The sequence below is a fragment of the Brevibacterium sp. S22 genome, assembly GCF_004745485.1.
In the GTDB taxonomy this organism is placed as follows: Bacteria; Actinomycetota; Actinomycetes; order Actinomycetales; family Brevibacteriaceae; genus Brevibacterium.
Genome location: NZ_RHFG01000007.1, coordinates 120,920 through 145,532, shown reverse-complemented (window position 1 = coordinate 145,532; position 24,613 = coordinate 120,920). Strand labels below are relative to the sequence as shown.

Annotated in this window: 22 protein-coding genes; 11 read left to right on the top strand and 11 right to left on the bottom strand. The window is 64.6% G+C overall.

The window, feature by feature from the left end; all coding sequences use genetic code 11:
• The first annotated feature begins 99 nt into the window (after window positions 1-99).
• A complete protein-coding gene (locus tag EB835_RS08815) occupies window positions 100-624 on the top strand; it encodes a hypothetical protein (protein WP_205749897.1) in 525 nt (174 codons plus the stop codon).
• A 120-nt stretch (window positions 625-744) separates the two neighbouring features.
• Here EB835_RS08815 and EB835_RS08810 read toward each other — a convergent pair whose 3' ends face one another.
• A complete protein-coding gene (locus tag EB835_RS08810) occupies window positions 745-2,055 on the bottom strand; it encodes an Nramp family divalent metal transporter (RefSeq protein ID WP_135809092.1) in 1,311 nt (436 codons plus the stop codon).
• 146 nt (window positions 2,056-2,201) lie between these two features.
• On the opposite strand from EB835_RS08810, the gene arr reads away from it, so the two are divergent.
• Complete coding sequence (arr, locus tag EB835_RS08805) at window positions 2,202-2,612, top strand: NAD(+)--rifampin ADP-ribosyltransferase (protein ID WP_135809091.1); 411 nt, start codon at window positions 2,202-2,204, stop codon at window positions 2,610-2,612.
• A 33-nt stretch (window positions 2,613-2,645) separates the two neighbouring features.
• Here arr and ltaE read toward each other — a convergent pair whose 3' ends face one another.
• The 6 genes from ltaE to EB835_RS08775 all read right to left on the bottom strand — a co-directional run bounded on the left by ltaE (window position 2,646) and on the right by EB835_RS08775 (window position 9,404).
• Window positions 2,646-3,662, bottom strand: coding sequence for a low-specificity L-threonine aldolase (gene ltaE / locus EB835_RS08800; RefSeq protein WP_135809090.1), 1,017 nt, complete (start codon window positions 3,660-3,662; stop codon window positions 2,646-2,648).
• Window positions 3,659-4,036: a GNAT family N-acetyltransferase gene (locus EB835_RS08795; protein ID WP_135809089.1), complete on the bottom strand. Its 378-nt coding sequence runs from the start codon at window positions 4,034-4,036 to the stop codon at window positions 3,659-3,661. Before EB835_RS08795 ends, ltaE begins: the two co-directional genes overlap by 4 nt.
• Window positions 4,037-4,064: 28 nt before the next feature.
• On the bottom strand, window positions 4,065-5,132 hold the full coding sequence (locus tag EB835_RS08790; protein ID WP_135809088.1) for a pirin family protein: 1,068 nt from the start codon (window positions 5,130-5,132) through the stop codon (window positions 4,065-4,067).
• 81 nt (window positions 5,133-5,213) lie between these two features.
• Window positions 5,214-5,744, bottom strand: coding sequence for a MarR family winged helix-turn-helix transcriptional regulator (locus EB835_RS08785; protein ID WP_135809087.1), 531 nt, complete (start codon window positions 5,742-5,744; stop codon window positions 5,214-5,216).
• 225 nt (window positions 5,745-5,969) lie between these two features.
• Window positions 5,970-8,294 (bottom strand): MMPL family transporter, encoded by a 2,325-nt coding sequence (locus EB835_RS08780; protein WP_135809086.1) that lies wholly within the window; start codon window positions 8,292-8,294, stop codon window positions 5,970-5,972.
• Window positions 8,295-8,303: 9 nt separating this feature from the next.
• The gene (locus tag EB835_RS08775) at window positions 8,304-9,404 is read right to left on the bottom strand and encodes a PucR family transcriptional regulator (RefSeq protein WP_168216678.1); all 1,101 of its coding nucleotides are present in this window, start codon (window positions 9,402-9,404) and stop codon (window positions 8,304-8,306) included.
• 205 nt (window positions 9,405-9,609) lie between these two features.
• Between EB835_RS08775 and EB835_RS08770 the strand changes: the two genes are divergently transcribed.
• From EB835_RS08770 to EB835_RS08750, 5 genes are all read left to right on the top strand, one after another.
• Window positions 9,610-11,697 (top strand): hydantoinase/oxoprolinase family protein, encoded by a 2,088-nt coding sequence (locus EB835_RS08770; RefSeq protein ID WP_205749896.1) that lies wholly within the window; start codon window positions 9,610-9,612, stop codon window positions 11,695-11,697.
• A 10-nt stretch (window positions 11,698-11,707) separates the two neighbouring features.
• Window positions 11,708-13,681 carry a hydantoinase B/oxoprolinase family protein gene (locus tag EB835_RS08765; RefSeq protein WP_135809083.1) on the top strand — a complete coding sequence of 658 codons (1,974 nt, stop codon included), beginning with the start codon at window positions 11,708-11,710 and terminating at the stop codon, window positions 13,679-13,681.
• Between the two features lie 131 nt (window positions 13,682-13,812).
• Window positions 13,813-14,733 (top strand): carbon-nitrogen hydrolase family protein, encoded by a 921-nt coding sequence (locus EB835_RS08760; RefSeq protein ID WP_135809082.1) that lies wholly within the window; start codon window positions 13,813-13,815, stop codon window positions 14,731-14,733.
• A 68-nt stretch (window positions 14,734-14,801) separates the two neighbouring features.
• Window positions 14,802-15,875, top strand: a complete 1,074-nt coding sequence (locus EB835_RS08755) for a VanZ family protein (RefSeq protein ID WP_135809081.1) — start codon at window positions 14,802-14,804, stop codon at window positions 15,873-15,875.
• 205 nt (window positions 15,876-16,080) lie between these two features.
• Window positions 16,081-17,298, top strand: a complete 1,218-nt coding sequence (locus tag EB835_RS08750; protein WP_346763146.1) for an ATP-binding protein — start codon at window positions 16,081-16,083, stop codon at window positions 17,296-17,298.
• Between the two features lie 57 nt (window positions 17,299-17,355).
• On the opposite strand, the gene EB835_RS08745 is transcribed toward EB835_RS08750, so the two are convergent.
• The gene (locus EB835_RS08745; protein ID WP_135809079.1) at window positions 17,356-17,823 is read right to left on the bottom strand and encodes an Lrp/AsnC family transcriptional regulator; all 468 of its coding nucleotides are present in this window, start codon (window positions 17,821-17,823) and stop codon (window positions 17,356-17,358) included.
• A gap of 119 nt (window positions 17,824-17,942) precedes the next feature.
• Here EB835_RS08745 and EB835_RS08740 point away from each other — a divergent pair, with 119 nt between their 5' ends.
• Both EB835_RS08740 and EB835_RS08735 read left to right on the top strand, forming a co-directional pair.
• Window positions 17,943-19,127, top strand: coding sequence for an amidohydrolase (locus tag EB835_RS08740; protein WP_135809078.1), 1,185 nt, complete (start codon window positions 17,943-17,945; stop codon window positions 19,125-19,127).
• On the top strand, window positions 19,124-20,242 hold the full coding sequence (locus tag EB835_RS08735) for a pyridoxal-phosphate dependent enzyme (protein WP_135809077.1): 1,119 nt from the start codon (window positions 19,124-19,126) through the stop codon (window positions 20,240-20,242). Before EB835_RS08740 ends, EB835_RS08735 begins: the two co-directional genes overlap by 4 nt.
• A 39-nt stretch (window positions 20,243-20,281) precedes the next feature.
• Here the strand turns inward: EB835_RS08735 and EB835_RS08730 are convergent, their stop codons facing one another.
• Window positions 20,282-21,817, bottom strand: a complete 1,536-nt coding sequence (locus EB835_RS08730; protein ID WP_135809076.1) for a PepSY-associated TM helix domain-containing protein — start codon at window positions 21,815-21,817, stop codon at window positions 20,282-20,284.
• Window positions 21,818-21,938: 121 nt separating this feature from the next.
• A complete protein-coding gene (locus EB835_RS08725; protein WP_240688644.1) occupies window positions 21,939-22,634 on the bottom strand; it encodes a hypothetical protein in 696 nt (231 codons plus the stop codon).
• An 81-nt stretch (window positions 22,635-22,715) separates the two neighbouring features.
• On the opposite strand from EB835_RS08725, the gene EB835_RS08720 reads away from it, so the two are divergent.
• Both EB835_RS08720 and EB835_RS08715 read left to right on the top strand, forming a co-directional pair.
• A complete protein-coding gene (locus tag EB835_RS08720; protein WP_135809074.1) occupies window positions 22,716-23,168 on the top strand; it encodes a hypothetical protein in 453 nt (150 codons plus the stop codon).
• Window positions 23,169-23,170: 2 nt separating this feature from the next.
• Window positions 23,171-23,581 carry a PadR family transcriptional regulator gene (locus EB835_RS08715; RefSeq protein WP_135809073.1) on the top strand — a complete coding sequence of 137 codons (411 nt, stop codon included), beginning with the start codon at window positions 23,171-23,173 and terminating at the stop codon, window positions 23,579-23,581.
• Window positions 23,582-23,653: 72 nt separating this feature from the next.
• Here the strand turns inward: EB835_RS08715 and EB835_RS08710 are convergent, their stop codons facing one another.
• Window positions 23,654-24,604 carry a ketopantoate reductase family protein gene (locus EB835_RS08710; protein WP_135809072.1) on the bottom strand — a complete coding sequence of 317 codons (951 nt, stop codon included), beginning with the start codon at window positions 24,602-24,604 and terminating at the stop codon, window positions 23,654-23,656.
• Window positions 24,605-24,613 lie beyond the last annotated feature (9 nt).

Genomic DNA, 24,613 nt, shown 5'->3' with positions numbered 1-24,613 from the left:
AGCACACTCATGCGAATCATCAGATCCGTTCGATCCATCCTCCGAGATCACTGGAGTACCTACCTGATCTCGAATCTCATCGTCTACGGAACACTCGTCATGGCGATGATCGTGGCCGTCTACGTTCCCGGACTCCACGACGCTGGCCTGCGAATTACGGAAGCGTTCCTGGATTCGCCCGGATCACGCTTGGTCGTGGAGGCTTACACCAGCGGCGGGGTCGTAATGTCAGCACTGGTGACTCTGCTCGGTAACTTCTTGTTCGCTGCGCTGGGAACGACGACGCTGCCGTCTCTCATCATTCCCTTCTTCGGCATTGTGGCAACGATCGGGCGCGCAGTATTCATCGGCATACCGTACGCTCCGACATCCTTCGAGGGGTTGGTCACGGTCGTCATCGCCGCACCGGTGCTGCTGATCGAATTCCAGGCGTATGTCTTGGCAATGCTGGGTTCGAGCATTCTCTGGCGATCGACGTTCATGTACCGGCAGCGCAACCTGCCGTCAGCGTACGACGGGTATCTTGCCGGAGTGAAAGAGAACTTCTGTCTCTACCCGGCGATCATCGTCGTGCTGATTGGAGCCGCTTCGGTCGAAGCCGTGATTGCACTGGTCCTGAACTGACCCGGGTTCGTCATCTGTGGCACCGATCATTTCATGCAGCCACTGGCTGAAGGCACCCGCAACATCGTCGACAACCCGACGTGGATCAGCTCGGGGAGGGAGTGACGCAACCGACGGCCCCTACCCCACCAACCCCATCACCGACTCCTTCACCTGCAGCACGGCGAGGAACCCGAACAGCAGGAAGCAGACTCCCAGCAGCACGTTCGACTGCCACCGGTTGCGCAACTCGCTCGGGACGCTCGACCGGTTGAGGATCACCAGCAGCGCCACGGCAAGCACGGGCAGGATGAAGGCGCTGATCGCGGCGTAGATGAGCACGAGCGTCACCGGTTGGCCGAAGCTCATGATCGCCAGGGTCGCGACGGCAAGGTAGACAAGAGCACCGCGGAATTCGACCGACTTCGCCGACATCTCATATTCGGGCTGGTCCTGGTGTGGGTAGCGGCGCAGCACGCGGATGCAGTCGGAGGTGACGTAGGCGATTCCGGAGAACCCGCCGAGCACACTCGTGTAGACCACGGCGAGGAAGCTGATGAGGAAGATCATCCGGCCGATCTCACCGATGCGGCCGATGAGACTGTCGGCGATCGCGAACAGGGAGTCGTTGTCCGAGATGGTGAAGCCCTGCCCGTAGAGGATGAACGCACCGACGGCGCTCATCGCGACGGCGAAGACGAAGACGAGTCCGTAGCTGATGAGCAGGTCGATGCGCACGACGGGCTTCCAGTCTGCACTGCGCCAGGACTTCTCCCGGATCCAGAAGGAGTAGGCCAAAATTCCCGTGGCCCCGCCGACCCCGCCGATGAGCGACATGACTGTGATGATCGAGCCCTGCGGGAAGGTCGGGACGATCGTCTCGACGGCGACGTCCTGCGCGCCCTGTCCTTGGTACACGGAGACGGCGAGCGCGATGATGCCGAAGAACATGAGGATCCCGAACCCCATCATCGCCTTCTCGACGATGCCGTAGCGGCCGATGCCGATGAGGATGATCGCGGAGGCCAGAACGACCACCGCGGTGGGCCAGAACGGCAGGACCGGGAAGATCGCCTGCAGGATGTTCGTCGTCACGGCCACCACCCCGGCGCCGAAGAACAGTCCCACGAGGAGTTCGGCGATGAGGAAGAGCGCGGGGAAGGTCCGACCGCCGAAGGAGGTCAGATGGGACAGCAATGAGCGGTCACCGCTCATCTGCAGCCGCGACACCGCCTCGGAGAGGACGAACTTGAGGATGATGCCCACGGTGAACACCCAGATCAAGGCCAGTCCGTACTCGGCCCCGGAATTCATCGTCGTGATCATGTCCGAGGCCCCGACGCTGGCCAGCGCCAGCACGATTCCGGGGCCGATCAGCCGCAGCCGTCCGGTCAGTGTTCCCGGCGCCGAAGCGGTGGTGTCGGTGGTCTGCGAGGGTGATGGGGCGGACATAGGCGGTGTGGGGCTCCTTCGTGTGATCGTCGTTGAACGTGCGCGTGCCGCTCGAATGGGACCGCTCAAGTCTGACTGCTGTCCGCACACCGGCTCTCCGCGGTCTCAGCAATTGGGCAGATCCTGAGCAGGACTATATTGATCCCATGACCACGGCACTCGATGACGGACCGTTCTTCCACGGCACGAAGGCGCAGCTGGAACCGGGCGCTCTGCTCACAGCGGGGTACGCGTCGAACTACCGGCCCGAGGTGACGATGAACCACATCTACTTCACCTCGCTCGTCGACGGGGCAAGCCTCGCCGCCGAGATCGCCGCGCTCGAAGGCATCCCCCACGTCTACGAGGTCGAGCCCACCGGCGAGTTCGAGAACGACCCGAACGTCACGGACAAGAAGTTCCCCGGCAACCCGACCCGCTCCTACCGCAGCACCTTACCTCTGCGCATCATCCGCGAGGTCACCGACTGGACGCGGCTGAGCCCACAGGATCTGCAGATGTGGCGCGAGCGCCTGGCCGCGATCCGCGAGGACGACGGCAAAGAGATCATCAACTGAGAAGGCCTCTCCGACCCCCAGCCCAGCCCTCCCCTACCTTCCGAAGAACTCCTTGCACACCCGACGGACGCGCTCGATCGCCTCGTCGTCGATGTCGAGATGCGTGACCCAGCGCAGTTTGCCGTGTGCGCCGCCGGTGACGATGCCGCGCTCACTCAACAAAGAACTGAACGCCTCCATGTCCACACCGTCCGGGGACAGGAAGACCATGTTCGTGCGTGCCTCACCGGCGCCGAGCTCGGGGTAGTCGGCGAAGATCTCGGCCAACCGGACGGCCCGGTCGTGGTCCTCGCGCAGACGCTCGACATTGTTCTCGAGCGCATAGATGCCGGCAGCGGCGAGGACTCCGGTCTGGCGCATGCCTCCGCCCAAGGTCTTGCGCAGGCGTTTGGCCCGACCCACCAGATCCGCAGGCCCGGCGAGCAGGGCACCGACCGGGGCGCCGAGACCCTTCGACAGGCACAGCGTGACCGAGTCGAACCGGCCGGCCAGCGTCGAGGCTTCCCGGCCCGTCGCCACAACGGCGTTCATCATCCGCGCCCCATCGAGGTGGGTCGCCAGACCGCGACCACGCGCCAGCTCGGTCGCCTCCCCCACATAACCCTCGGGCAGAGGCACCCCGTTGAACGTATTCTCCAGCGTGAGCAGGCGGGTGACCGGGTTGTGGAAGTCATCGGGTTTGATCGCCGAGGCGATGGCCCCGAGATCGATGATCCCATCGGGTTCATTCGGCAGCGGCTGCGGCTGGACCGATCCCAGCACCGCTGCTCCCCCGCCCTCATCGCGATAGGCGTGAGCGGTCTGCCCGACGATGTACTCGTCGCCGCGTCCGCAATGGGACATGATGGCCGCGAGGTTGGCCTGCGTCGCCGAGGGGAAGAACAGTGCCGCCTCCTTCCCGAGCATCTCGGCGGCCATCGACTCGAGGCGATTCGTCGTCGCGTCTTCGTTGTAGACGGCATCGCCCACCTCGGCGTCGGCCATGGCCCGGCGCATGCCGGCACTGGGCGTGGTGACGGTGTCGGAGCGGAAGTCGACCCGCCCGGTCATCGGGCGTTGCCTTCGACGATGGCGAAGTCGGCTCCGGTGGCGTTGCGGAAGCGTCCGCCCTCGGCCTGGTAATCATCCCCGGTCTCCTGCAGCTTGCGCACGAACAGCGGGCAGATCGGGACGACTGTCAGTCCCTTCTCCCGACAGTCGGTGAGCGCCTCGGCGACGAGGATCTTCGAGAGGCCTCTACCGCCGAATTCCTCGTCGACGACCGTGTGATAGAAGATCCGCTCCGTCTCGGGCACGGGCCCGGGCAGGTAGTGGGCTCGACCGGCGATCGTGCCGTCCTCGACCGCAATCGTGTAGGCCAGTCCGACCTCGTCGAGTGCCACGGTCACGGGCGCTCCGGTCGAATCCTTGAGATTCTCGCTCATGTTTGCGACTCCTTCGTTGGGGCAGCTGTCAGAGACCGTCGGTCCGCTCGGGCCCGCCTTGAACCTGAGGCGGCGGATTCTTTCGCGGTCTGATCGTGACGTCAGGCAGCCTCGGCGCGGGTAGCCTGCCGAGTCCATCGGCATTGCGGCCGGGACCGCCCTTGCCGATGTAGCCGTCGACGACGCCGAAGCGGTCGCCTTCGGCCTGCCATTCTTCACGGTAGGCCGCGATCTCCTCATGGGTGCGGCCGACGAAATTCCACCACATGACGATCTCTTCGGGGAACGGTTCCCCGCCGAGGAGGATGAGTCGAGCGGGTTCATCGCTGCGGTTGGCGATGCGCACCTCCTCGACGCCCGTGCCCGTGTAGCCGATCGCCGCGACGGGCAGGTCGACGTTCTCCAAGGCGATATCGCCGGAGTCGACGAGGAGGCCGTGCTCGAATCCGGGGTTCACGGGCAGGTCGATGCTCGCACCGGGGTCGAGGCGGATCTCGGCGCCGAGCAGCGGCGAGTGAGTCTGTACCGGGGATTCCGTGCCCCAGAGTTGCCCAAGGAAGACGAGCATCTCGCCTCCGTCGAAGGGCACAGGGGTGGGTTCGAAATGCTCGAATTCGCGTTCGGGCTGGTGGCGGGTGGCATCGGGCAGGGCCAGCCAGAGCTGGACGCCGTGGAGAGTTGTCGTCTCCTCGGTCGAGACCTCGGAGTGGCAGATGCCGGCGCCGGCGGTCATGAGGTTGACCTCGCCGGGCAGAACGAGGCCGGCGTTGCCGCCGGAGTCGATGTGCTGGATGGCGCCTTCGAACAGCCAGCTCACGGTCTGCAGTCCGGTGTGCGGGTGCGGGGCGACGTCCATGCCGCCGGTGACCGAGACGTCGGCGGGTCCGTAGTGGTCGACGAAGCACCAGGGTCCGATGAGGGAGCGCTGCCGCTGCGGCAGGGTCCGACGAACGGTCATTGCGCGGGGGCCGCCGAGCGGGACCTCCCTGGCGGTGATGATCTCGACCGGCGCACCGCCTCGCTGGTCACAGCTCGGGCCGGGCAGGCCGCCGGGCCGGCAGAGCACCTGCTGCGGGTCGGTCTCGACATTGCTCATGCCCGTATCGTACGCCCGGTGTCGAGTCGACCGTACGCTCGCTGTCGAGCCGGCGGCTCAGTCCGCTGTCGAGCCGGCGGCTCAGTCCGGGCGGTGCCGTTCACCGCCGGGCTCGCCAGCCTCGCCTGCCTCGTCGGGCACCGGGACCGGCTTGATCTTGCTGACGAGGGCGAAGATGTCTTCGGCCTCGTCTTCGGTGACGGAGGCGAAGCCGGCCATGATGATCTCGGCGTTCGTGGCCGCGGCCTCTTCGCGCAGTCGCACCCCCGCCTCGGTGAGGGTGACGAGCACACCGCGCTGATCATCGGGGTCCGGGCCCTGGATGACCAGCCCCCGCCCCTCCAGCCGTCCGAGCAGCCGGCTGAGCGCACTGCGGCTGAGCACCATGCTGCGCAGCAGATCTCGCTGGCGCACGGGCTTCTCCGGATCGGAGTTGATGAGGGTGTCGAACTCGTTGAGGGTGAGCCCGTGACGCCGGCCGAAACCGCGCTCGAACTGGACCATGAAGTCCTGGTGCTTTTCCATCATCAGCCGCCATGATGCGATCTGGATCGGCCCGAACCGCTTGATGAGGCTGCTGACGGGTGTCGTCTCATTCGTCTGTTCGCTCATCGGACACCCTTGTTTCCTCTCTCACATCTTGTTGCACCGGCAACAAAGCCGTAGTTCAATGGTAATACCCGGCCCTCCCGAGGGCCATGTCGACCACCCCTCGACGGCAGTACCCGGACCATCCCCGCCATACCCCCGGCACGATCCGCTCGTGCGGGGGTATCGCATTGCCCCGGATGGGGTATCTCAGTGTCCCGGAGCGGGCACAGACCCGCGCAATCCGCCTCAGTCCCGCGGAATCCGCTTCCGCCATGGCCACCACACGGCGCGACCGACATCATGGACGAGCGCCGGCACGACCAAGGACCGCACCAGGATCGCGTCGAGCAGCACGCCAAAGGTGACGATGAAGGCGAGCTGGACGAGGAACATCACCGGAATCACCGACAGGGCCGCGAAGGTCGCAGCGAGCACGATCCCCGCCGAGGTGATCACCCCACCCGTGGCCACGAGCCCTTCCAGCACGCCTCGCCTGGTGCCGATCCGCAGAGACTCCTCCCGCACCCGGGACATGAGGAAGATGTTGTAGTCGATCCCCAGCGCCACGAGGAAGACGAAGGCGTAGAGCGGCACCGAGGGGTCAGCCCCGGCGAAGCCGATGATGTTGTTGAACACCAGCGCCGAGACCCCGAGCGCCGTGCCGAAGGACAGCACCGTCAGTGCCACCAGCAGCAGCGGAGCGAGCAGGGATCGCAGCAGCAGGACGAGGATGATGGTGATGACGAGGAGGATGAGCGGGATCGCCAGGGTCCGGTCCGCCTCGGCGGTGGTGTTCGTGTCGAGGTCGACCGCGGTCTCCCCGCCGACGAGGGCCTGCGGGTCGACACCGTGGACGGCCGTGCGGATGTCGGTGACCGTGGACTCGGCGGCCAGGGAATCGGCGGCGTCGGAGAGGGTGACCTCGAGCAGGACGTTGCCGTCGACCTCGGTGGGAGACGGCGGCGAGGTCGGCCCCGTGGGACCGCCGCCCGTGCGCGGCATCTCGAGCGTGCCCTCATCGTCGATCCCGATAGTTCCGCTCGGTGAGTCCGCTGACGTCACAGACATCGATTCGACCCCGCCGAGGCGGCCGATCGCCATCGCCGCATCGTCGAGTTCGTCTTCGGCCAAGACGATCTGGGTGGGCGAACCGGAGCCGCCGGGGAAGTGCTCGGCGAGGACGGTCTGACCATCGCGGGCCTCGGATTCACCGAGGACGAATTCGCTCTGTGCCACCCCGGATGCCTTGAACTGCGGGACGGCGATGAGCGGCAGGGCGAGGAGGATGACGAGGGTGATCCAGATGGTTCGCGGCCGTTTGGCGACCGCCTCGGCGATTCGGGCCCACAGGCCCTTCTTCTCCACCGTCGCCTGGGCGGTGCGCACTCGGGGGCGGAAGGGCCAGAACACGGAGCGGCCGATGATCATCAGCCCCGCGGGCAGGAAGGTGAGCGCGGCGAGCATCGCCACGACGATGCCGATCGCGGCGACCGGACCGAGTGCGCGCGTCGAAGCGAGATCGGTGACGAGGAGGACGAGGAGTCCGGCGATGACCGTGCCGCCGGAGGCCGCGATCGGTTCGATGACGCCTTTGAGGGCGGCCAGGCCCGCCCGAACACGGTCGGTCTCAGTCAGGAGGGCGTCGCGGAAGCGGGCGACGACGAGGAGGGAGTAGTCCGTGGTGGCGCCGACGACGAGGATGAAGAGGATGCCCTGGACCTGGCCGTTGATGAGCAGGATGCCGGCGTCGGCGAGGTTCCAGATGACGAAGATCGAGGCGGCGAGCGCGGCGACCGAGGTGAAGAGGACGATGACCGGCAGCAGGGGTGAGCGGTAGACGATGACGAGGATGACGAAGACCGCGATGAGGGCGACGAGCAGGAGGATCCCGTCGATGCCGGCGAACGCCTCGGTCAGGTCGGCGGCGAATCCGGCGGGGCCGGTGACATAGACATCCGCGACCGTGGTCGGGGTCGGGACGTTGCCGGACTCGTCCGGGGTCGCATCGGCGGCGGTCGCGGTCGGGAAGGCACTGCTGATGACGTCTCTGATCTTCTCGACGTCGTCACCTGTGGTCTCTGAAGAGACAGGGAGGATCAGCTGGAGGGCGTCGCCGTCCTCAGACGGGATGACGGGTGAAGCGTCGGCAGCGAGCAGTCCGTCGTCGTCGAGCTGTTTCGCCACGTTGTCGAGGGCAGCGGTGTCGTCGGTGATGCCGTCGGTGTTTTCGAGGACGACGATGGCGGGGACATAGTCGTCGTCACTGAAGCGGTCGATGACCTCTTGGGCGCGCGTGGATTCGGCAGATTCGGGGAGGAACGAGGAGCGGTCGTTCGTGGCCACTTCGGAGATCTTGCCGAAATACGGCCCACCGACTCCGGCCACACCCACCCAAGCGACGAGCAGGATCGCGAACAGGACGATGAGGCTGCGGCGGGCGGGGACGGGGCCGCGGGCGCTGCCCGACTGGGGTGCGGCAGGACTGCCATCGTCGGCTCCGGACGCACCATCGGGGCCACCTCGGCGAGGGTCGGTGTTCGATGGCGTCGAAGTCAGCAGATAGCGGGGCATGCTCTCAGGCTACGCCCGTTCAGCTGCATCGAGACACTGCAGTGCGAGCACGACCTCAGCGGCTGTGCGGGGATCGGTGAGACGCGAATTCAGAGTCTTCTCGATCTGCCCGATCCGGTAGCGCACAGTGTTTTCGTGGACTTGGAGTCGTCCGGCGGCCTCGGCGATATTGCCGCCGCAGTCCACATAGGTGCGCAGTGTGGTCTGTGCTTCGGCACCGTTCATGATCGGAGCGAGATAACCGTCGACGAGTCGGCGGTCGAATCGTGAGCTCATCCTGGCCGCGGCCCATTCGACCGGACGCATTCGGTCGACGTACGCGAACGCCGATTCCCCCGCCGACGCCAACGCCACATCCGCAGTCTGCAACATCTCCGGAACTTGGCTCAGGGCGGTGAAGAGTCCGGATATTCCGGCGCCGATGAGACCGGGCGCGTCAAGGCTGCCTTCGATGTCGAAACCGGCAGAACAGATCGCGGTCAGCTCGATCATTGAGCTGACATAACCGGACTCTTTGATGACGAGTCCGCTCCCCCGAATAGGAGCCGGCTGCCTCAGCGCTGAGTCAGAGGCTTCAAGGCGGAGTCGGAGGGCCCGGATCGGCTCGTAGGCAGCAAAGCCGAAGTTCTCGAGCACTCTCCAGATCGCCGATTCGCGGCCTGGGGAGGCACCGGCCTCCAGGTCGCGCAGCACCCGGGACGACTCCTCCCTGCGGTTGCTGATCGAGAACGACTCAAAACCTTCGAATGCACGCAGAAGTTTGGACATGACGTCGAGGATCACCTCAACCGATGAGGTCGACTCGCCGTGCTCGAAATCGTCGGCATGGACGGCAGCGACGATGACATGATCACGGCTGCGCAGACGCACCGTCCGAGCGTACAGATGCCAGCGTCCGATCACACCAGACATTGGCTCTACCCGCCGCTCGGACTTCACATCCGCGACGACCTCCTCCTGAGCCCACCGGGCGATCAGATGAATCGGTGCCGAGCCGACGGACCGGACGATCTCGCCGAGTTCGTTGATGACGAGACTTGCTCCGCCGCCCATCCTCGCCACGCGCGAGAGCGCAGATTCGAGAGGGTCGGAGGAGTTCATCGCGGTCATCAGCTCGTCGAAGATTCGTTCTCGCGTCAGTGCATTTCGACTTGACCCCATCGCCGTCCGCTCCCGCCTCGACTCGCCATCAGCACTGATGGCACGTGTTTGTGATTTCTACAAATCTTATCGATTTTCCCTTCGTCTCCTCCATTGACCACCTCATCAGCCGAAAGCCAGGCTATGGGGTACACGACAATCAAAGGAGATGGCAGTGGCAGATCTGCGTGTCGCAGTAGACGTCGGCGGAACATTCACCGATATCTGCATATTCGACGAATCCACACAGAAGATGAGGGTGACAAAAGTTCCGTCTACCCCAGACAACCCGATGGAGGCGGTTCTCAACGGAGTGAAGCGGGCGAACATCGACCTCGGACGGGTCGAACTCTTCTCGCACGGGACCACCGTTGCAACCAACGCACTCATCACTCGTAAATTCCCCAAATCGGCCATGGTCACGACCAAGGGATTCCGCGATGTCATAGAGATCCGCGATGGCACGAAGGACGATCTGTGGGACGCATATTCCGACGTCTCCGGCCCTTATATTCGTCGCCGCGACCGCTTCGAAGTCACTGAACGCGTCGATTATGCCGGCAACATCATCACCGAACTCGATGAAGACGAAGCCAGAAAGCTCGGCCGGCTGCTGAAGAAGCGCAAAGCCGACACTGTAGCCATCTGCTTCGTCAACTCATATGCGAATGCCGCGAACGAGATCCGCATGCGCGAGATCCTGGCCGAAGAGCTGCCGGGTGCCAACATCTCCACTTCAGCGGAGGTGCTGCCGGAGATCTTCGAGCACAACCGCTTCAACACGACCGTGGCCAACGCTGTACTCGGGCCACTGGTGTCCGGCTACGTCGAACAGCTCGACTCGAGCCTGACGAAGGACGGCTACGCGGGAGAACTTCTGCTGCTCCATTCGGGCGGCGGATCGATGACCTCTGAGATGGTCAAGCAGTTCCCTGTGCGCCTCGCGGCGTCCGGCATCGCAGCCGGGGCCATTGCGGCTCAGCATGTGGCAGAGCAATGCGGCCATGCCAACGCCGTCGGCCTCGACATGGGCGGCACTTCGACAGACATTTCGCTCATCGCCGACGGCGAACTGCGTGAGACCAATGAGTGGGAGGTCGAATACGGTCACCCGATCGTCTTCCCGAGCATCGAAGTCCTCACCATCGGTGCCGGCGGCGGATCGCTGGCGCATATCGACATCGCAGGGTCGCTGCGCAACGGTCCCCAGTCAGCCGGTGCCGACCCGGGCCCTGTCTGCTATCGCCGCGGCGGCGAAGAACCGACGAACACCGACGCGAACCTATGGCTCAACCGTCTGGGCACGGATCTGGCCGATGGTGAGATGATTCTGGACCGCGACAGTTCGCGGGCGGTGATCAAGGAGAAGATCGCCGACCCGCTCGGACTCGATGTCGACACGGCGGCTGAATCCATTGTCCAAGTGGCCAATGCGAACATGGCCGACGCTGTCCGACTCGTATCCATCCGCCGCGGACTCGACCCTCGCGACTTCGCGCTCATTGCATTCGGCGGTGCCGGGGCGCTGCATGGGGCCGATGTTGCCCGTGAGCTCAATATCCCCACGATCATTGTGCCTCCGAGTCCAGGAGTCACCTCGGCGCTCGGCTGTCTGCTCGTCGACATCCAGCACGATCTGTCCCAGATGTTCACCGGCGTCGCGGACTCCGCAGATACCGAAGCAGTCGAACAGCACTTCCGTGAGCTCGAGCTCGAAGGTCGAGACCGGCTGCGCCACGAGAAAGTCGCCGAGGAAGACGCCGTCTTCGAACGCGGGATCTCAATGCGCTATCACGGCCAATGGCGGTCGCTCCAAGTGCGGATGGGATCGGGTCCGAATGCTCTGCGTGATGCTGTTCAGCTCTTCCACGAGGAGCATGAGAAGCAGTATGCATTCAGACAAGACGACACCCCGGTCGAAATCTACCAACTGCACCTCAAGGCACTCGGCAAGACTCCGAAGCCGACCTTCAAACCGACGCCTGTCAGCAGCAATGATCCTGGTGAGCCGATCGAGGTGCGCGAGGTCTACTTCGACGGGAAGTGGCATTCGACCCCGGTCTATCAGCGAGAGAACCTGCCGTCGGGAGCCGCATTCATCGGACCGGCGATTCTCAATCAGATCGATTCGACGACTGTGATCCCACCGAACTCGTCGGCCGTCATCGATGAGTGGTTCAACATCCGTATCGCGCTGACCACCGAGGAAGAGGAGCCGGCACTGGCTTCTGCCACCGAGAATTCGACTCAGAACGGCCTGTGAGGAGAGACCAATGACCACAACCACAGAAAAATCGACATCCACTCTGGACCCGGTGACCTTCGAAGTCCTCAAGAACGCCTTCGCCACCAGCGTCGACCTCATGAGCGAGCAGATCCTGAGAACCTGCTATTCGTTCGTCATCTACTCTCGCGACTTCTCGTCCGCCCTGTGCGACCGTCACGGAAACACCGTCATGCAGGGCAGTGCGGACATCGCCGTCCACGTCGGCACTCTGCACTTCCAGTGCAAAGCCGTCATGGAGGAGTTCGGTGATGACATCAATCCCGGTGATGTCTTCCTCATCAACGACCCCTACCGAGGCGGCACCCATTTCAACGATGTCAGCTTCATCCGCCCGATCTTCGCCGAGGATGAGATCATCGGCTTCGCGCAGAACAAAGGCCACTGGGCCGACATCGGCGGGTCCGTTCCTGGTTCGTTCGATGTCTCGGCCAGCGAGCACTTCGGTGAAGGCCTGCGCATCACGCCGCTGCGGGTATGGCACAAAGGTCGGTTCCTCCACGATGTTGCGCAGCTGCTCGTGTCGAATACTCGCGCCCCTGATCAGGCCCTCGGCGATCTCAATGCTCAAGCGGAGGCCACGGCCGTGTGTGAACGCGAAGTCCTCCGACTCGTCGACAAATACTCGAAGGACACGGTGCTCGACGCCATGCAGGAGACGCAGGACTATGTCTGCCGCACAGTGCTCGCCAGCCTCGGTGATCTGCCGACAGGCGAATGGGAAACCGTCGACTTCCTTGACGGTGATCCGGCCAAGGGTGAGGGTCTGGCCCCGATCCGCGTGAAGCTCACCCTCGACGGGTCCGGCATCCACTACGACCTCACCGGATCTGCCGAGGCGGTTTCGACCTTCCTCAACTCCGGCTACGGAACGACGTTCTCGGCGATCTATGCGGGCACGAAGACCTTCTTCCCAGAGGTTCCGCTCAACTCGGGGTTCTATGAGGCCGTGACTGCGGAGATCGGTGAAGAAGGAACCGTCGTCAATGCTGGTTGGCCACATGCTGTAACCGGATTCTGTTCAGGCCCGTACGAGAAGGTCATGAATGCGATCTTCGAACTGTGGTCCCACATCATGCCCGAACGCGCCATGGCATGTGCGTTCAATCTCGAGTATCTGCTCGTCGGCGGGCATGATGCGAGGTCGGAGTCGAGTCCGTACTTCATGTGGTACGACTGGATGGCCGGCGGTTGGGGTGGCCGGTCGACGAAAGACGGGTCTTCAGCGACGTCGCCCGTGTTCGGCACCGGACTCGCAGTCCAACCGGTCGAGGGTCAGGAGCGTCTGACCCCGGTGGTGACCACCCAGCACTCGATCAATACCGACTCGGGCGGGCCCGGCCGGTTCCGAGGCGGCTGCGGAGTCAACAAGGGCGGCATCCTCACCGATGCGGCCGGCGCAGTGATGAGCTATTGCTGCGATCGAGGTCGGTCGACGACTTGGGGCATCAACGGCGGGCTGCCGTCCATCCCACACGGCGTCTGGCTCAACCCGTCGTCGGAGAATCCGAAGTATCTGGGAGCGACGTTCTCGAACGTGTCCATCGGCCCGGGTGACACTTTCGAACGACCCAGCGCCGGTGGCGGTGGCTTCGGTGATCCGCTCGAGCGCACAACTGCCGAAGTGCTTGAGGACGTCATCGACGGCTACGTCTCCATCGACCGTGCCGCCAAGGATTACGGTGTCGTCATCCGTGAAATCGATGCCGAGCTCGACGAGTTCGAGATCGACGAGGCGGCGACGACCGTCGAGCGCGAGAGGATCCGCTCCGAACGCGCATCCTGGCTGGACGCCGACCCCGCCGAGGTGGCCCGACGTTACCGCGACGGCGAGATCACCGTTCACGACGTCGTCCGACAATATGGCGTCGTCCTCGACTGGGGCACCGGTGAGCTGCTCGAGAAGTCGACCGGCCAGTTCCGCGACAGCATGCGAAGCCGCTCGGCGTCATACTGGAGCTGACGACTGCAATCAGCGGAGGCGCTCGTCCTCTATGGACGGGCGCCTCCGCCGTCTCTCGCCTGTTGACCTTTTCCACCTCGCGTTCGACAGTAAGGGCAGGAGTTTCCATCGAGCGAAGAGGATCGAGCAGTATGCACAAAGTGGCAGTCGTCCAAGCAGGTTCCATTCCATTCGACGCCGAGGCTTCGATCGACAAAGCGATGACAAAGCTGCGTGAGGCCGCTGCCAACGGGGCCGAGCTCGTCGTGTTTCCCGAAGCCTTCATCGGCGGCTACCCGAAAGGCAGCACATTCGGCGCTCCGGTGGGAATGCGCACCGGAACTGGTCGCGCGCAGTTCGAGCGATACTTCGACGGCGCGGTCACCGTCGATGGCTCAGAGGTCGGCAGACTCGCCGAGGCGGCCCGCGAGGCTGGTGCCTTCGTCGTCATCGGGATCATCGAACGGTCCGGAAACACTCTCTACTGCACGGCAGTGATGATCGACCCCGAGCGCGGAGTGATCGGTGCGCACCGGAAGCTCATGCCCACCGGCACCGAGCGTGTCATCTGGGGTTTCGGGGACGGATCGACACTCGACACGATGGACACCTCGCTCGGGCGAGTGGGCAGCGTCATCTGCTGGGAGAACTACATGCCGCTGCTGCGGCAGGCGATGTACGCCAAGGGCGTGGAGCTCTACTGTGCTCCGACCGTCGACGACCGGCCGACATGGACTGCGACGATGACGCACATCGCCCTCGAGGGTCGAACACATGTGCTCTCAGCCTGCCAGTTCATCACGAAGAGCGAATTCCCCGACGACCACCCCTTCGACGAAGAACTGCCCTACGGTGAGACCGCCATCCGCGGCGGCAGCGTCATCATCACACCCACCGGCGAGGTGTTGGCTGGACCGGTCTACGACGAGGAGACGATCCTCTATGCCGACATCGATCCGGCCGCAAAGACCCGCTCCCACCTCGATTTCGATGTCGTCGGCCACTACTCCCGCCCCGACGTCTTCGAACTCAAGGTCCACACCGAGCCCCGGAAGTCCGTGAGCTTCGACTGACCGGCGAGGTGCGGGAACAGTGTTGCGATCGTAGCCGCTGACCTGGACCGACACGTAGGATTGCGGAAATGAGCTCCTTCGTCATTCCGGCCTTCGTGGCCGTCCTCGTCGGCTGCGGTGTCGCCGTGCTCGCGTTCGTGCCGTTTGTCGCAATCAGCTACCGCCGCCGAGGCGGACTGACGTTCTGGCGCACGCTGATGTGGTTCGCCGCAGCCGTCTACGCGATGGCTCTGTGGACGTACACGCTGCTGCCGATCCCCTCGGCCGCTGAACTCACCTGCGCGGCGGTGCAGCTGCGCCCCTTCCAATTCATCAACGACATCCTCAGCTTCGACACCAGCAGCGTCCGCGCCCTGATGACCAATCCTGCGGTCCTGCAGGCAGCCCTCAACATCATCCTCTTCGTTCCACTCGGATGGTTCGTCAGACAGCTCGCCGGACGAGGCATAGTCATGGCGACGGTGACCGGACTGGCCGCCTCGGCGCTCATCGAGGTCACCCAGATCACCGGCATCTGGGGACTCTACCCCTGCGCCTATCGGGTCTTCGACGTCGACGACCTCATCATGAACACCCTCGGTGCGGTCCTCGGCTCCGTCGCAGGCCTGCTGTTCCTCCGCCGGCGAGACGGTCTGCAGGAGCCCGATGCCCCACGCCCGCTCACGGTGACTCGTCGACTGACCGGCATCCTCTGCGATCTGCTCATCTGGGGACTGTTCGGATGGTCCGTCGCCCTCGTCTACGGGGTCATCAAAGCCGTCCTCGGCGACGGCACGATTGCCGAACCCGGTCCTACCGTGGCGTTCATCGGATTCGCTCTGCCCTTCGCCGCTCAGCTGCTCTCCGTCCTCAGCCGCGGTGTGACCCTCGGCGAGCGCCTCGTCCTCATCGCGGCAGTCACCGTGCGACGGCCGACGCCGGTCGGTCGGGCCCTAAGGTTCCTCTTCGGCATCGGCGGCTACATGCTGCTGTCCCAATGGACATTCCCACTTTCCGGGCTGCTCCTCTTCCTCCTCGTCGCGGTCTCAGCTGTCATGGTGTTCACGACCCGCCGCCACCGTGGACTGGCCTGTGTGGTGTCGGGAACCGAGATCGACGACGTCAGGGCAAATCTGGTGGCGAACCCGACTCTGCGACGCTGAGCTTGGCTAACGCCTGCCCTCTGTTCAATAGAGGTCCCGCTGATTGCTTAATAGAAGTCCGGCTACATGCACAATAGAAGTCCGGCTATGTGCACAATAGAATGTCGGCTAAATGCTCGATTCATCTAATTTAACGGCTAGAATCTGAGCCATGGGCTATACGAGACGCACCATCGATGACGAACTGGATGAGCTCTTCCCTGAGTTGGCCGCCATAGCTATTGATGGAGCAAAGGGGGTCGGAAAAACTGCAACCGCATCCGAACGAGCGAAGACGGTGCTCACCTTAGATGACCCTGCCCTGCAGAGCACCGTTGGTGCCGACCCAGCTGCTTCGCTCACCCGAAACCGCCCAATACTCTTCGACGAATGGCAACACGTACCGCAGGTCTGGGATGCAGTGCGCCGCGCGGTCGACAACGATCGCGCTGGAGGACAGTTCCTATTCGCCGGCAGCGCCTCGCCTTCTCCCGGTGCAACATCGCATTCTGGAGCCGGCCGAATCATCCGCCTTCGTATGCGACCAATGACTCTCCAAGAGCGTGGAATCACGGTTCCAAGCGTCAGCCTCTCAGGTCTCACGGCGGGCGATCGTCGTGAAATCACGGGAATAACAGATCTGAGACTCAAAGACTATGTCGATGCAATCATCCTCTCAGGATTCCCAGGTTTGCAGGGATTGCCCGCCCGCGCATTCAGAGTTCAGCTAGACAGCTACATAAGAAACATCGTCGACAGAGATATCCCCGAATCGGGAACAACCGTGCGACGACCCGACGTCCTCATCGACTGGCTCAGAGCGTACGCCGCTGCGACTTCGACCACGTCGAGTTACACCCAGATCCTCAATGCCGCCACAGCTGGCTTCACAGACAAGCCGAGTCGCAATACGACCGCCGCGTACAGAGACTTGCTCTCGCAGATCTGGGTTCTCGACCCCGTCCCTGCATGGACGGCCAGCGGATCCGAGCTCAAACGACTGCAGAGTGGGCCAAAGCACCATCTTGCTGACCCGGCCTTGGCCGCGCGCTTGCTGGGAATGACCCGAGAGTCACTGCTTGACGGTAAGGGAACCCCCGTAGGACCGCAGGCGGGGACACTTCTCGGCAGCTTCTTCGAGTCGCTCGTCACTCTCTGCGTCCGCGTTCCCGCACAGGCGGCGGAAGCAGAGGTGCGTCATCTCCGCACTCGAAACGGCGACCATGAGATCGATCTCATTCTTGTTCGCCCCGATGGCGGAATTCTCGCATTTGAAGTCAAACTCGCTGCCACAGTGACTGACTCCGATGTTCGCCACCTCCACTGGCTGCGTGAACAGGTCGGCGATCGCCTCATTGACTCAGCCGTCATCAACACCGGCCCCGGAGCATACCGCCGTTCAGACGGAATTGCCGTCATACCGCTCGCGCTGCTCGGAGCCTGATACTCGGAGCTTCCGAATTTGCGTCCACCGGCTGGGTAGTAGGTTCGTCCGTAGACCTCACCCCAACGGCACGGTGAGACCGACCTTCGCGGCGTCCATGACGACCTGCGTGCTGAAGCGGCGGATGTTGTCGTTGCCGAAGAACAGCTGCCGTGTCAGCTCCGTGTACTCGGCCATGTCTTTGACCAGGAGGATGAGGACGAAGTCCCATTCCCCAGCCACGTAGTAGCACTGCTGAACCTCCGGACGTTCGACGAGCGAGGCACGGACCTCGTCGAGCCTGTCCATCTGCTCGCTCTCGACGGCGAGCTGGGCGATGACCCGCACGGGTCGACCGAGGAGCTCCGAGGCCAGAGTCAGGGTGCTGCCGAGGATGATGCCGGCCTCGGTCAGCCGTTTGAGGCGACGGTTGACCGCGGCAGTTGAGAGCCCGACGCGCGCACCCAGAGCCGATTGGGGCAAGCGGGCATCAGCCTGCAGCGCTTCTAGCAGGCTCAGGTCGATCTCGTCGAGAGTGGTGTCCACGCCTCAAGTCTCAACGACTCTCCACCGGCACGCAAAGATATTGCGTCTGATCCCTCCTCAACCGATCACTTTGTCAGTTCCGATTGAATGACTTCCCGCCATTGCAGGAGCCTGAGGACATGACAGCAGAACACCATGACCTCGCCACCCAGTGGCGCAGGCACCTCCACCAAATTCCGGGCACCGAGTTCGACGTCGCCGAGGCCGCCGACTTCGTCGCCCGCACCTGCACCGACCTCGGTTGGGAAGTCACCACCGGCATCGGCGGCAGCGGCGTCGTCGCCTCCCTCACCCGCGGCACGAGCCCGCGGACGATCGCCCTGCGCGCCGACATGGACGGGCTGCCGATCGAAGAGCGCACTGGCGTCGACTACGCGTCGAAGAACGTCGGCACCATGCACGCCTGCGGACACGATGGACACATGGCAATGGTGCTCGGAGCCGCCTCGGCGCTGGCAAAGGACATCGCCTTCGACGGAACCGTCCGCCTGTTCTTCCAACCTGCCGAGGAACCGGGAACCGGCGCCGAGGCGATGATCGCCGACGGACTCTTCGACCGTTTCCCCACCGACGAGGTCTACGGACTGCACAACATCCCGCGCCTGCCCGCCGGCGAGATCCACACCCGCCCCGGACCGCTCATGGCCGCCGAGGACAACTTCGAGATCCGCATCACCGGCCGCGGCGGGCATGCCTCCGCCCCGCAACACGTCATCGACCCCATGGTCATCGGCGCCGAGGTCGTCCTGTCCCTGCAGACCATCGTCGCCCGCAGCGTCGACCCGCTCAACTCGGTCGTCGTCTCCTGCACAGAGCTGACCACCGACGGCGCCCGCAACGCCATCCCCGACCAGGTGGTCATCCGTGGGGACGTGCGGACCTTCACCGATACCGACAGCGCGCTCGTCGAAACCCGCATCCGGGAGATCGCCGAGGGTGCCGCACTGGCTCATCGCGCCTCGAGCCAGGTCATCTACACCCGCGTTTTCCGGCCGACCATCAACGACGCCGACTGCGTCGCCCACGCCGCCACAGCGGCGGAGACCGCGCTCGGGGCCGACAAGGTAGAAGCTTCCTGCCGGCCGATCACCGCCAGCGAAGACTTCGCCGCCTATGCCCGCGCGGTCCCCGCCTGCTTCGCCTTCCTCGGCGCCGGCGAGATCACCGAAAGCGGCGCAGCCGGCGGCGGCACGGCCCCGCTGCACAGCCGCGACTTCAACTTCAACGACGCGATCCTCGGTGCCGGGATCGATTTCTACACAGCACTCGTCACCTCACGCCTGCCCGAAGGGAACCGCTCATGACCACGACAACCGCCGCCGCCTGGACCGCCAACGACCGTGACCTCAACTGGTCGAGTCCCGATCAGGATGATGCGGCCCTGAACTTCCACCGCAGATTGAGCGGTTACGAGCCCACCGCGCTCACCCCGCTGCCGGAACTCGCCCGCGAACTCGGGGTCGCCGCGGTCTTCGCCAAGGACGAGTCGACACGGCTGGGCATGCCCGCGTTCAAGGCGCTCGGTGCCTCGTGGGCCGTCCACCGTGCCCTTGAGACGGCGCAGGCGAACACCGACGCCGAGGTGGTCACCGCCACCGATGGCAACCACGGTCGCGCCGTGGCCCGGTTCGCCCGGGAAGCGGGACATCCGGCCCGCATCTTCGTGCCGGCCGGTGGCATCCACCCGAGCGCCGTGGCCGCGATCCGCGGGGAGAGTGCGGAGGTCGTCGAGGTGGACGCCGACTACGATCATTCCGTTGCGGCAGCAGCCGACTATGCGGCGGCCAACGGCGGCGTGCTCGTCCAGGACACCGCGTGGGAGGGTTACGAAGAGGTCCCGGGGTGGATCGTCGAGGGCTACTCGACCCTGTTCCGTGAGATCGACGTTCAGCTGAACGAGGCCGGCCACCGGGCCCCTGACCTCATCACCGTTCCGACCGGAGTCGGGTCGCTGCTGCAGGCCGCGCTCGCGCACTACCGGCGGGCGAGCGCCGGCGACACTGTTTCGAGCGCGGCAGGTGACGACGATACCGCAGTCGTCTCCGTCGAGACGGAGGCGGCAGCATGCATGGGACCGAGCCTCGACGCGGGACACCCCGTGACGGTGGAGACCGGGAAGACGATCATGTCCGGACTCAACTGCGGAACCCCCTCGTCGCTGGCGTGGCCTTTGGTCCGCGACGGCCTCGACGCCGCGGTGACGGTCACCGACGATGCCGCCATCGATGCCGCACACCGGCTCGCCGAGCTCGGGGTGGCCGCGGGACCCTGCGGAGCCGCCTCGTTGGCGGGGGTTCGGGAAGCACTCAACGGCACGGACGCGGAATCTCGCCGTCGGCACCTGGGGGTGGACGCAGACAGCGTCATCGTTCTTACTGTCACCGAGGGGTCCGCGGCGAACCCGGTGCCCGACGCCTGAGGCTTGAGGCGCGCCGGCACCGGGGAGGCTTCACCGAAATCAGCCCGTCACTCGTTCACGCCTTCTCGCCCGGATGCCGAGGACCACATCGATGATGAGGAACACGACGAGGCTGATTCCCACCATCGGCAGGAGCACGCCGATACCAAGCGCGGCGAGGCCGACCGCACCGATTCCCCACCACGGCGCGTTCAGCAGTGCTCCGCGAGGTGGCAGCACCCCGAATCGTCTCGACGGATCGTGCTTCGGGCGGCGCTGCCACCACATGATGTAGCCCCAGACGACCATCGAGGCGATGCCGATGGCGAGGACGAAGAGCACGATCTGATTGGCCAGCCCGAACAGCGATCCCATGTGCAGGTCGATTCCCCAACGGGCGAGCTTCGCCGCCGGACCGTAGTCGGCGAAGTCAACGCGATCGGTGACCTTCATCGTCGTCGGGTCGAAGGCGATGGCGTCGACCTGCGTGGGATAGCTGCGTTGGATCTCCTGGATCACCCACGCCGAGTTCGCGTCAGCGGGCGGCAGAATCTCGACCTGGCCGGTGTCGATGTTGACCGCCTGTGCCATGGACAGCATCATGTCGAAGTCTGCCGGATCCGCCCCGGACGCCTCCGCCGCGCTCCCGGGCCCCGTGCTGTCCTGATGCTCGGCGTGGCCGGAGTGCCTTCCGTGCCCTTCGTGGCCAGCATGGCCGCCCCCGTGACCAGCGTGGCCGTCGTGACTTTCGTGCTCGGAATGGTCACCGGCACTGCCGGCCTCAGCCGAACCCGTCCCCGCGCCGTCAGCGAGCTCGGTCGAAACCGCCGGGGTCTCCCAGCTCAGCGCAGCACGCAGCTTCGTGACGTTGTCGCCCCCGAGCTGTGACCAGGTGATCCCGGTGGCAGAGAGGAACAGCATCCCGATCGCCGCCCAGATGCCGACCGAGGCATGCCAGGAGAAGGTTCGTCGCAGCCCCGTGTGCTTCCGGTGTGGGCGAAGCATCGCTGCTGGTCGTCGTGTCCTGCGGGCCCGCTGGATCCAGAGCACGAGGCCAGCGGCCGCGACGATTCCCAGCCATGAGGCGGCGAGTTCGCTGTAGAGGCGTCCGACATCGCCGAGGTGAAGGCTGCGATGCATCTGGTCGATCCATGTGCGCAGCGGCAGGGCTCCCGAGGTTCCGTACACGGTGAGGTCACCGACCGCCTCGGCGGTGGATGGGTCGACGAAGATCGCCCGTGATTCGCTCTCCCCCAGGCTCGGGTCGTCGTACATCACGCGGGTGGTATCGCCCGGTTCGGGAGCCGGGCGCACAGCGGACAGTGACGCACCGCTGTCTCCGATGACGGCGTTCGCCGCCTCGATCTGAGCGGCCAGCGGCAGCGGATCGTCGGTCGGGGGAACGCTCAGCTGCTCGGCATAGACGATCTTCTCGAGTTGTGGGCTGATCGCGTAGGCCGCCCCGGTGAGCGCGGCGACGAGGATGAACGGACCGACGAGGATGCCCGCGTAGAAGTGGAGACGGCGCAGGAGCGGGCCGAGCCATGGAGCGGAACGCCTCCGGTTTTCGGGCACGGTTGACGAAGGTGTGGTCATGATGATGCTTTCTCTCAGTTTCGCTGAGCTGGATCTGGTCGGCCGGAATCGGTCAACGACCAGACGCGGTCAGCAGTGATCGCACCGGCTCAGGGGAGCCGATGCGTGGATGTCATGAGTGTCAGAAAGCAGGCTGCGGCGGCCCTCGACGCAGCACCGGGGATCGACACACGCCGAGGTTGCGTGGCAGTTCGGGCTCGATGCCGAACAGCGACCGAGGCTTCTCGATCAGTGGTCGCAGGACCGCGAGGCGAGGAATGACCGCTCGGATGATGAGTCCGGCGAACTCGCCGAGCATGACCGGCAGCCGCTCGGCCCAATAGATCATCGCGACCGTCACGATCCCGGCGACGCAGTGGGCGAACAGCATCGCCGGAGACGAGTGCGAGTGCATGTCAGCCGCAGCGCCCACAGAACCGTCCATGGCAGGCAGGACTGCAGAATCGTGAGTCATCTGCGTGGCCGCGTGGTGGGCGCCATGCGTCGGAGAGTGGTGAGAGTGCGATCCGAGGAGGGCCGCGAGACCGCCGTCGGACCGTCCCGACGCGGTCGGGGCTGCAGAGTGGATCGGTGTGAAGAGGGAGAACAGGAAGTGAAAGAGCGTCTGACTGATTCCGACGGAGACCGTCAGCCGTGGCAGCGAGAGTCGTCGTCCGGTGAGAAGGACGCAGACGAGGGTCGACAGCGCCAGCGGCACGATGATGCCCATCGCGGTCGGGAAGGATCCTCCGCCGAGGATGTGCGATGTCAGAGCGATAAAGGTCGCGAACACTGCGGCGAGGGTGCCGCGCAGAGCGCGCCGGTGCCTGACTCTCATCCCCACGGTTTCATTGTCACACAGTGCGTCGAGAGAGTCCGCCTCTTGAATCTTGCAGTGAACCATAGGTACAGTACCAATATGTCTACTACGCCGCAGACGTCATCTCCCGCCAATGCCCGCACACTGCTGCTCCCCTACACCCTCGGACTCATCATTGCGATGGCCATCGTCCAGATCGTCATCGCCGCCACCGGCGGTGAGGTCACCGTCCTCGCCGGGATCCTCACCGCCGTCGTGGCGCTGGGCATCGCGGCGTGGCTGTGGCGGAATCTGCGCGTGCTCAGACGGGTGCGCTTCGGGGTCGTCATCGCCCATGCCATCGCGTTCGTCACGGTGACGACGTCGTTTAACCTGCACGCAATCGTGCGCCTCATGGCAGCGAACGCCCTCGACACAAGCGCTGCGGACATCATCCACGCCGCGCTCGGCGGCTCCTGGTTCGGGGTCACCATCGTCATGAGTGCCTGCTGGGGGCTCGGCCTGCTCATCCACCTCGTCGGTGCCGTCCTCGGCCGCGGCTGGGAGGACTGAGGGTGGCCGACACGTCACGCGCGGGCCGAAACACCGATGCCGTCGACACGGCTGCCGGCGCGACGGCCCCCACCCCGGAAGAGCAGGAATGGCTCGACCATCGCGTCGACTCCTGGGTCGAGACGTATAAGAAGTCGATGCTCACTCCAGTCACGCTCTCTCTGGTCGCCGCGCACCAACCGGCAGAGATCTCGACCATCGCCGAGGCGGTCACCGCCGCCACCGGTTGGCAGATCACCGAGCGCGGCCTCTACCGCACGATCAAGCGACTGCAGGATTCCGACCTGCTGCAGAGCACCGCCGTCGATGCCCCGCGGACCGGGGCGAAGCGCAAGCTGCTGTCCCTGACCCCGCTGGGGGCGAGCTTCCTCAGCGAAATCAAGGGCAACCTCGTCGAGGTTCCGAGTCGATAGCGAGTCGGCCCGACCGCGCGACGGGTCCGATCGCCCGTCGCGCCCGAGCGTCCGGTGCTCAGATGTCAGGATCTACTTGAAAGCCGGTTCGTTCGCTTCGAGCTTGGGAACCGAGACACCCAGCCGTCGGGCATCGGCGAGGACATCTCGCGGGTAGATGGCCTTCGCCTCATAGTCGATATGACCGGTGTCCTGGGCCTGCCTCATGATGACAGCGGAGATGGAATCACCGGCCATCAGCTTCTCCGATGCAAGGGCGAGGACGCCGGCAGGAACGTATTTCACCGCACCCGCACCGAGTCGCGCGGTGCCTCCCTTCGCTGTGAGCACGGGGATCATCTCACGGATGAGTCGGACGACTTCGTTCAAAGCCGGCCGGGATCGCACGAGTGCGTCGAAGCTTCCCATGCGCAGCCATCCGACCATGATGGCGGCATCGAGGATGAAGTGGAACCACAACCAGCTCCGGAAGTCCGCCACGTGCGAAGCCGAGAATCCGGCGGCTTCAAAGAGCTCGGTGACTTCACGGTGTCGGGTGGTGCGGCTCGACCCGTCGATGTCGCCGAAGAAGACGGTCCTCATGAACCCGCCGTGCAGCGTGTTGCCTGAGAATCCTCCTCCGCCGCCAGGGAAGCCCCACACGACGTGATCGCGGGGAAGCGACTGCACCGCGGCTACGGGCTCGGCCCAGATATTGTTGAAGATGAGCACAGTGGCCCTGCCGACCCGAGTACTGAGGAAATCGACCACGGTCTCCAACTGGTCGTGGTTGACGCTGACGATGATGAGATCGTAGTCGTGATCGGCCTCGAGGTCCTCACGCAGATTGATGGGCCACGGCCCTGTCACCGGTGTCCCCTTCAACGACTTCTTCCTGCCGTCTCTGATGTCCAGATCGACCGACTGACCGAAGTCAGCGGCACGCCCTGGGCGAACGTAGAAGTCGACATCGTTGCCCGCCTTGTCCAGGGCCCATCCGTACAGCGTCGAAATGACTCCGCGGCCGAACATCAAAATCTTCATCTCTGCGAC

Excerpts from the sequence above, each read along its gene's own strand:
- EB835_RS08735 (WP_135809077.1), top strand. The coding sequence starts at position 19,124 with ATGACCACGACAACCGCCGCCGCCTGGACCGCCAACGACCGTGACCTC.
- EB835_RS08810 (WP_135809092.1), bottom strand. The coding sequence starts at position 2,055 with ATGTCCGCCCCATCACCCTCGCAGACCACCGACACCACCGCTTCGGCG.
- EB835_RS08760 (WP_135809082.1), top strand. The coding sequence starts at position 13,813 with ATGCACAAAGTGGCAGTCGTCCAAGCAGGTTCCATTCCATTCGACGCC.
- ltaE (WP_135809090.1), bottom strand. The coding sequence starts at position 3,662 with ATGACCGGGCGGGTCGACTTCCGCTCCGACACCGTCACCACGCCCAGT.
- EB835_RS08795 (WP_135809089.1), bottom strand. The coding sequence starts at position 4,036 with ATGAGCGAGAATCTCAAGGATTCGACCGGAGCGCCCGTGACCGTGGCA.
- EB835_RS08710 (WP_135809072.1), bottom strand. The coding sequence starts at position 24,604 with ATGAAGATTTTGATGTTCGGCCGCGGAGTCATTTCGACGCTGTACGGA.
- EB835_RS08790 (WP_135809088.1), bottom strand. The coding sequence starts at position 5,132 with ATGAGCAATGTCGAGACCGACCCGCAGCAGGTGCTCTGCCGGCCCGGC.
- EB835_RS08815 (WP_205749897.1), top strand. The coding sequence starts at position 100 with ATGGCGATGATCGTGGCCGTCTACGTTCCCGGACTCCACGACGCTGGC.
- EB835_RS08725 (WP_240688644.1), bottom strand. The coding sequence starts at position 22,634 with ATGAGAGTCAGGCACCGGCGCGCTCTGCGCGGCACCCTCGCCGCAGTG.
- EB835_RS08775 (WP_168216678.1), bottom strand. The coding sequence starts at position 9,404 with ATGACCGCGATGAACTCCTCCGACCCTCTCGAATCTGCGCTCTCGCGC.
- EB835_RS08730 (WP_135809076.1), bottom strand. The coding sequence starts at position 21,817 with ATGACCACACCTTCGTCAACCGTGCCCGAAAACCGGAGGCGTTCCGCT.
- EB835_RS08765 (WP_135809083.1), top strand. The coding sequence starts at position 11,708 with ATGACCACAACCACAGAAAAATCGACATCCACTCTGGACCCGGTGACC.
- EB835_RS08780 (WP_135809086.1), bottom strand. The coding sequence starts at position 8,294 with ATGCCCCGCTATCTGCTGACTTCGACGCCATCGAACACCGACCCTCGC.
- EB835_RS08785 (WP_135809087.1), bottom strand. The coding sequence starts at position 5,744 with ATGAGCGAACAGACGAATGAGACGACACCCGTCAGCAGCCTCATCAAG.
- EB835_RS08755 (WP_135809081.1), top strand. The coding sequence starts at position 14,802 with ATGAGCTCCTTCGTCATTCCGGCCTTCGTGGCCGTCCTCGTCGGCTGC.
- EB835_RS08720 (WP_135809074.1), top strand. The coding sequence starts at position 22,716 with ATGTCTACTACGCCGCAGACGTCATCTCCCGCCAATGCCCGCACACTG.
- arr (WP_135809091.1), top strand. The coding sequence starts at position 2,202 with ATGACCACGGCACTCGATGACGGACCGTTCTTCCACGGCACGAAGGCG.
- EB835_RS08740 (WP_135809078.1), top strand. The coding sequence starts at position 17,943 with ATGACAGCAGAACACCATGACCTCGCCACCCAGTGGCGCAGGCACCTC.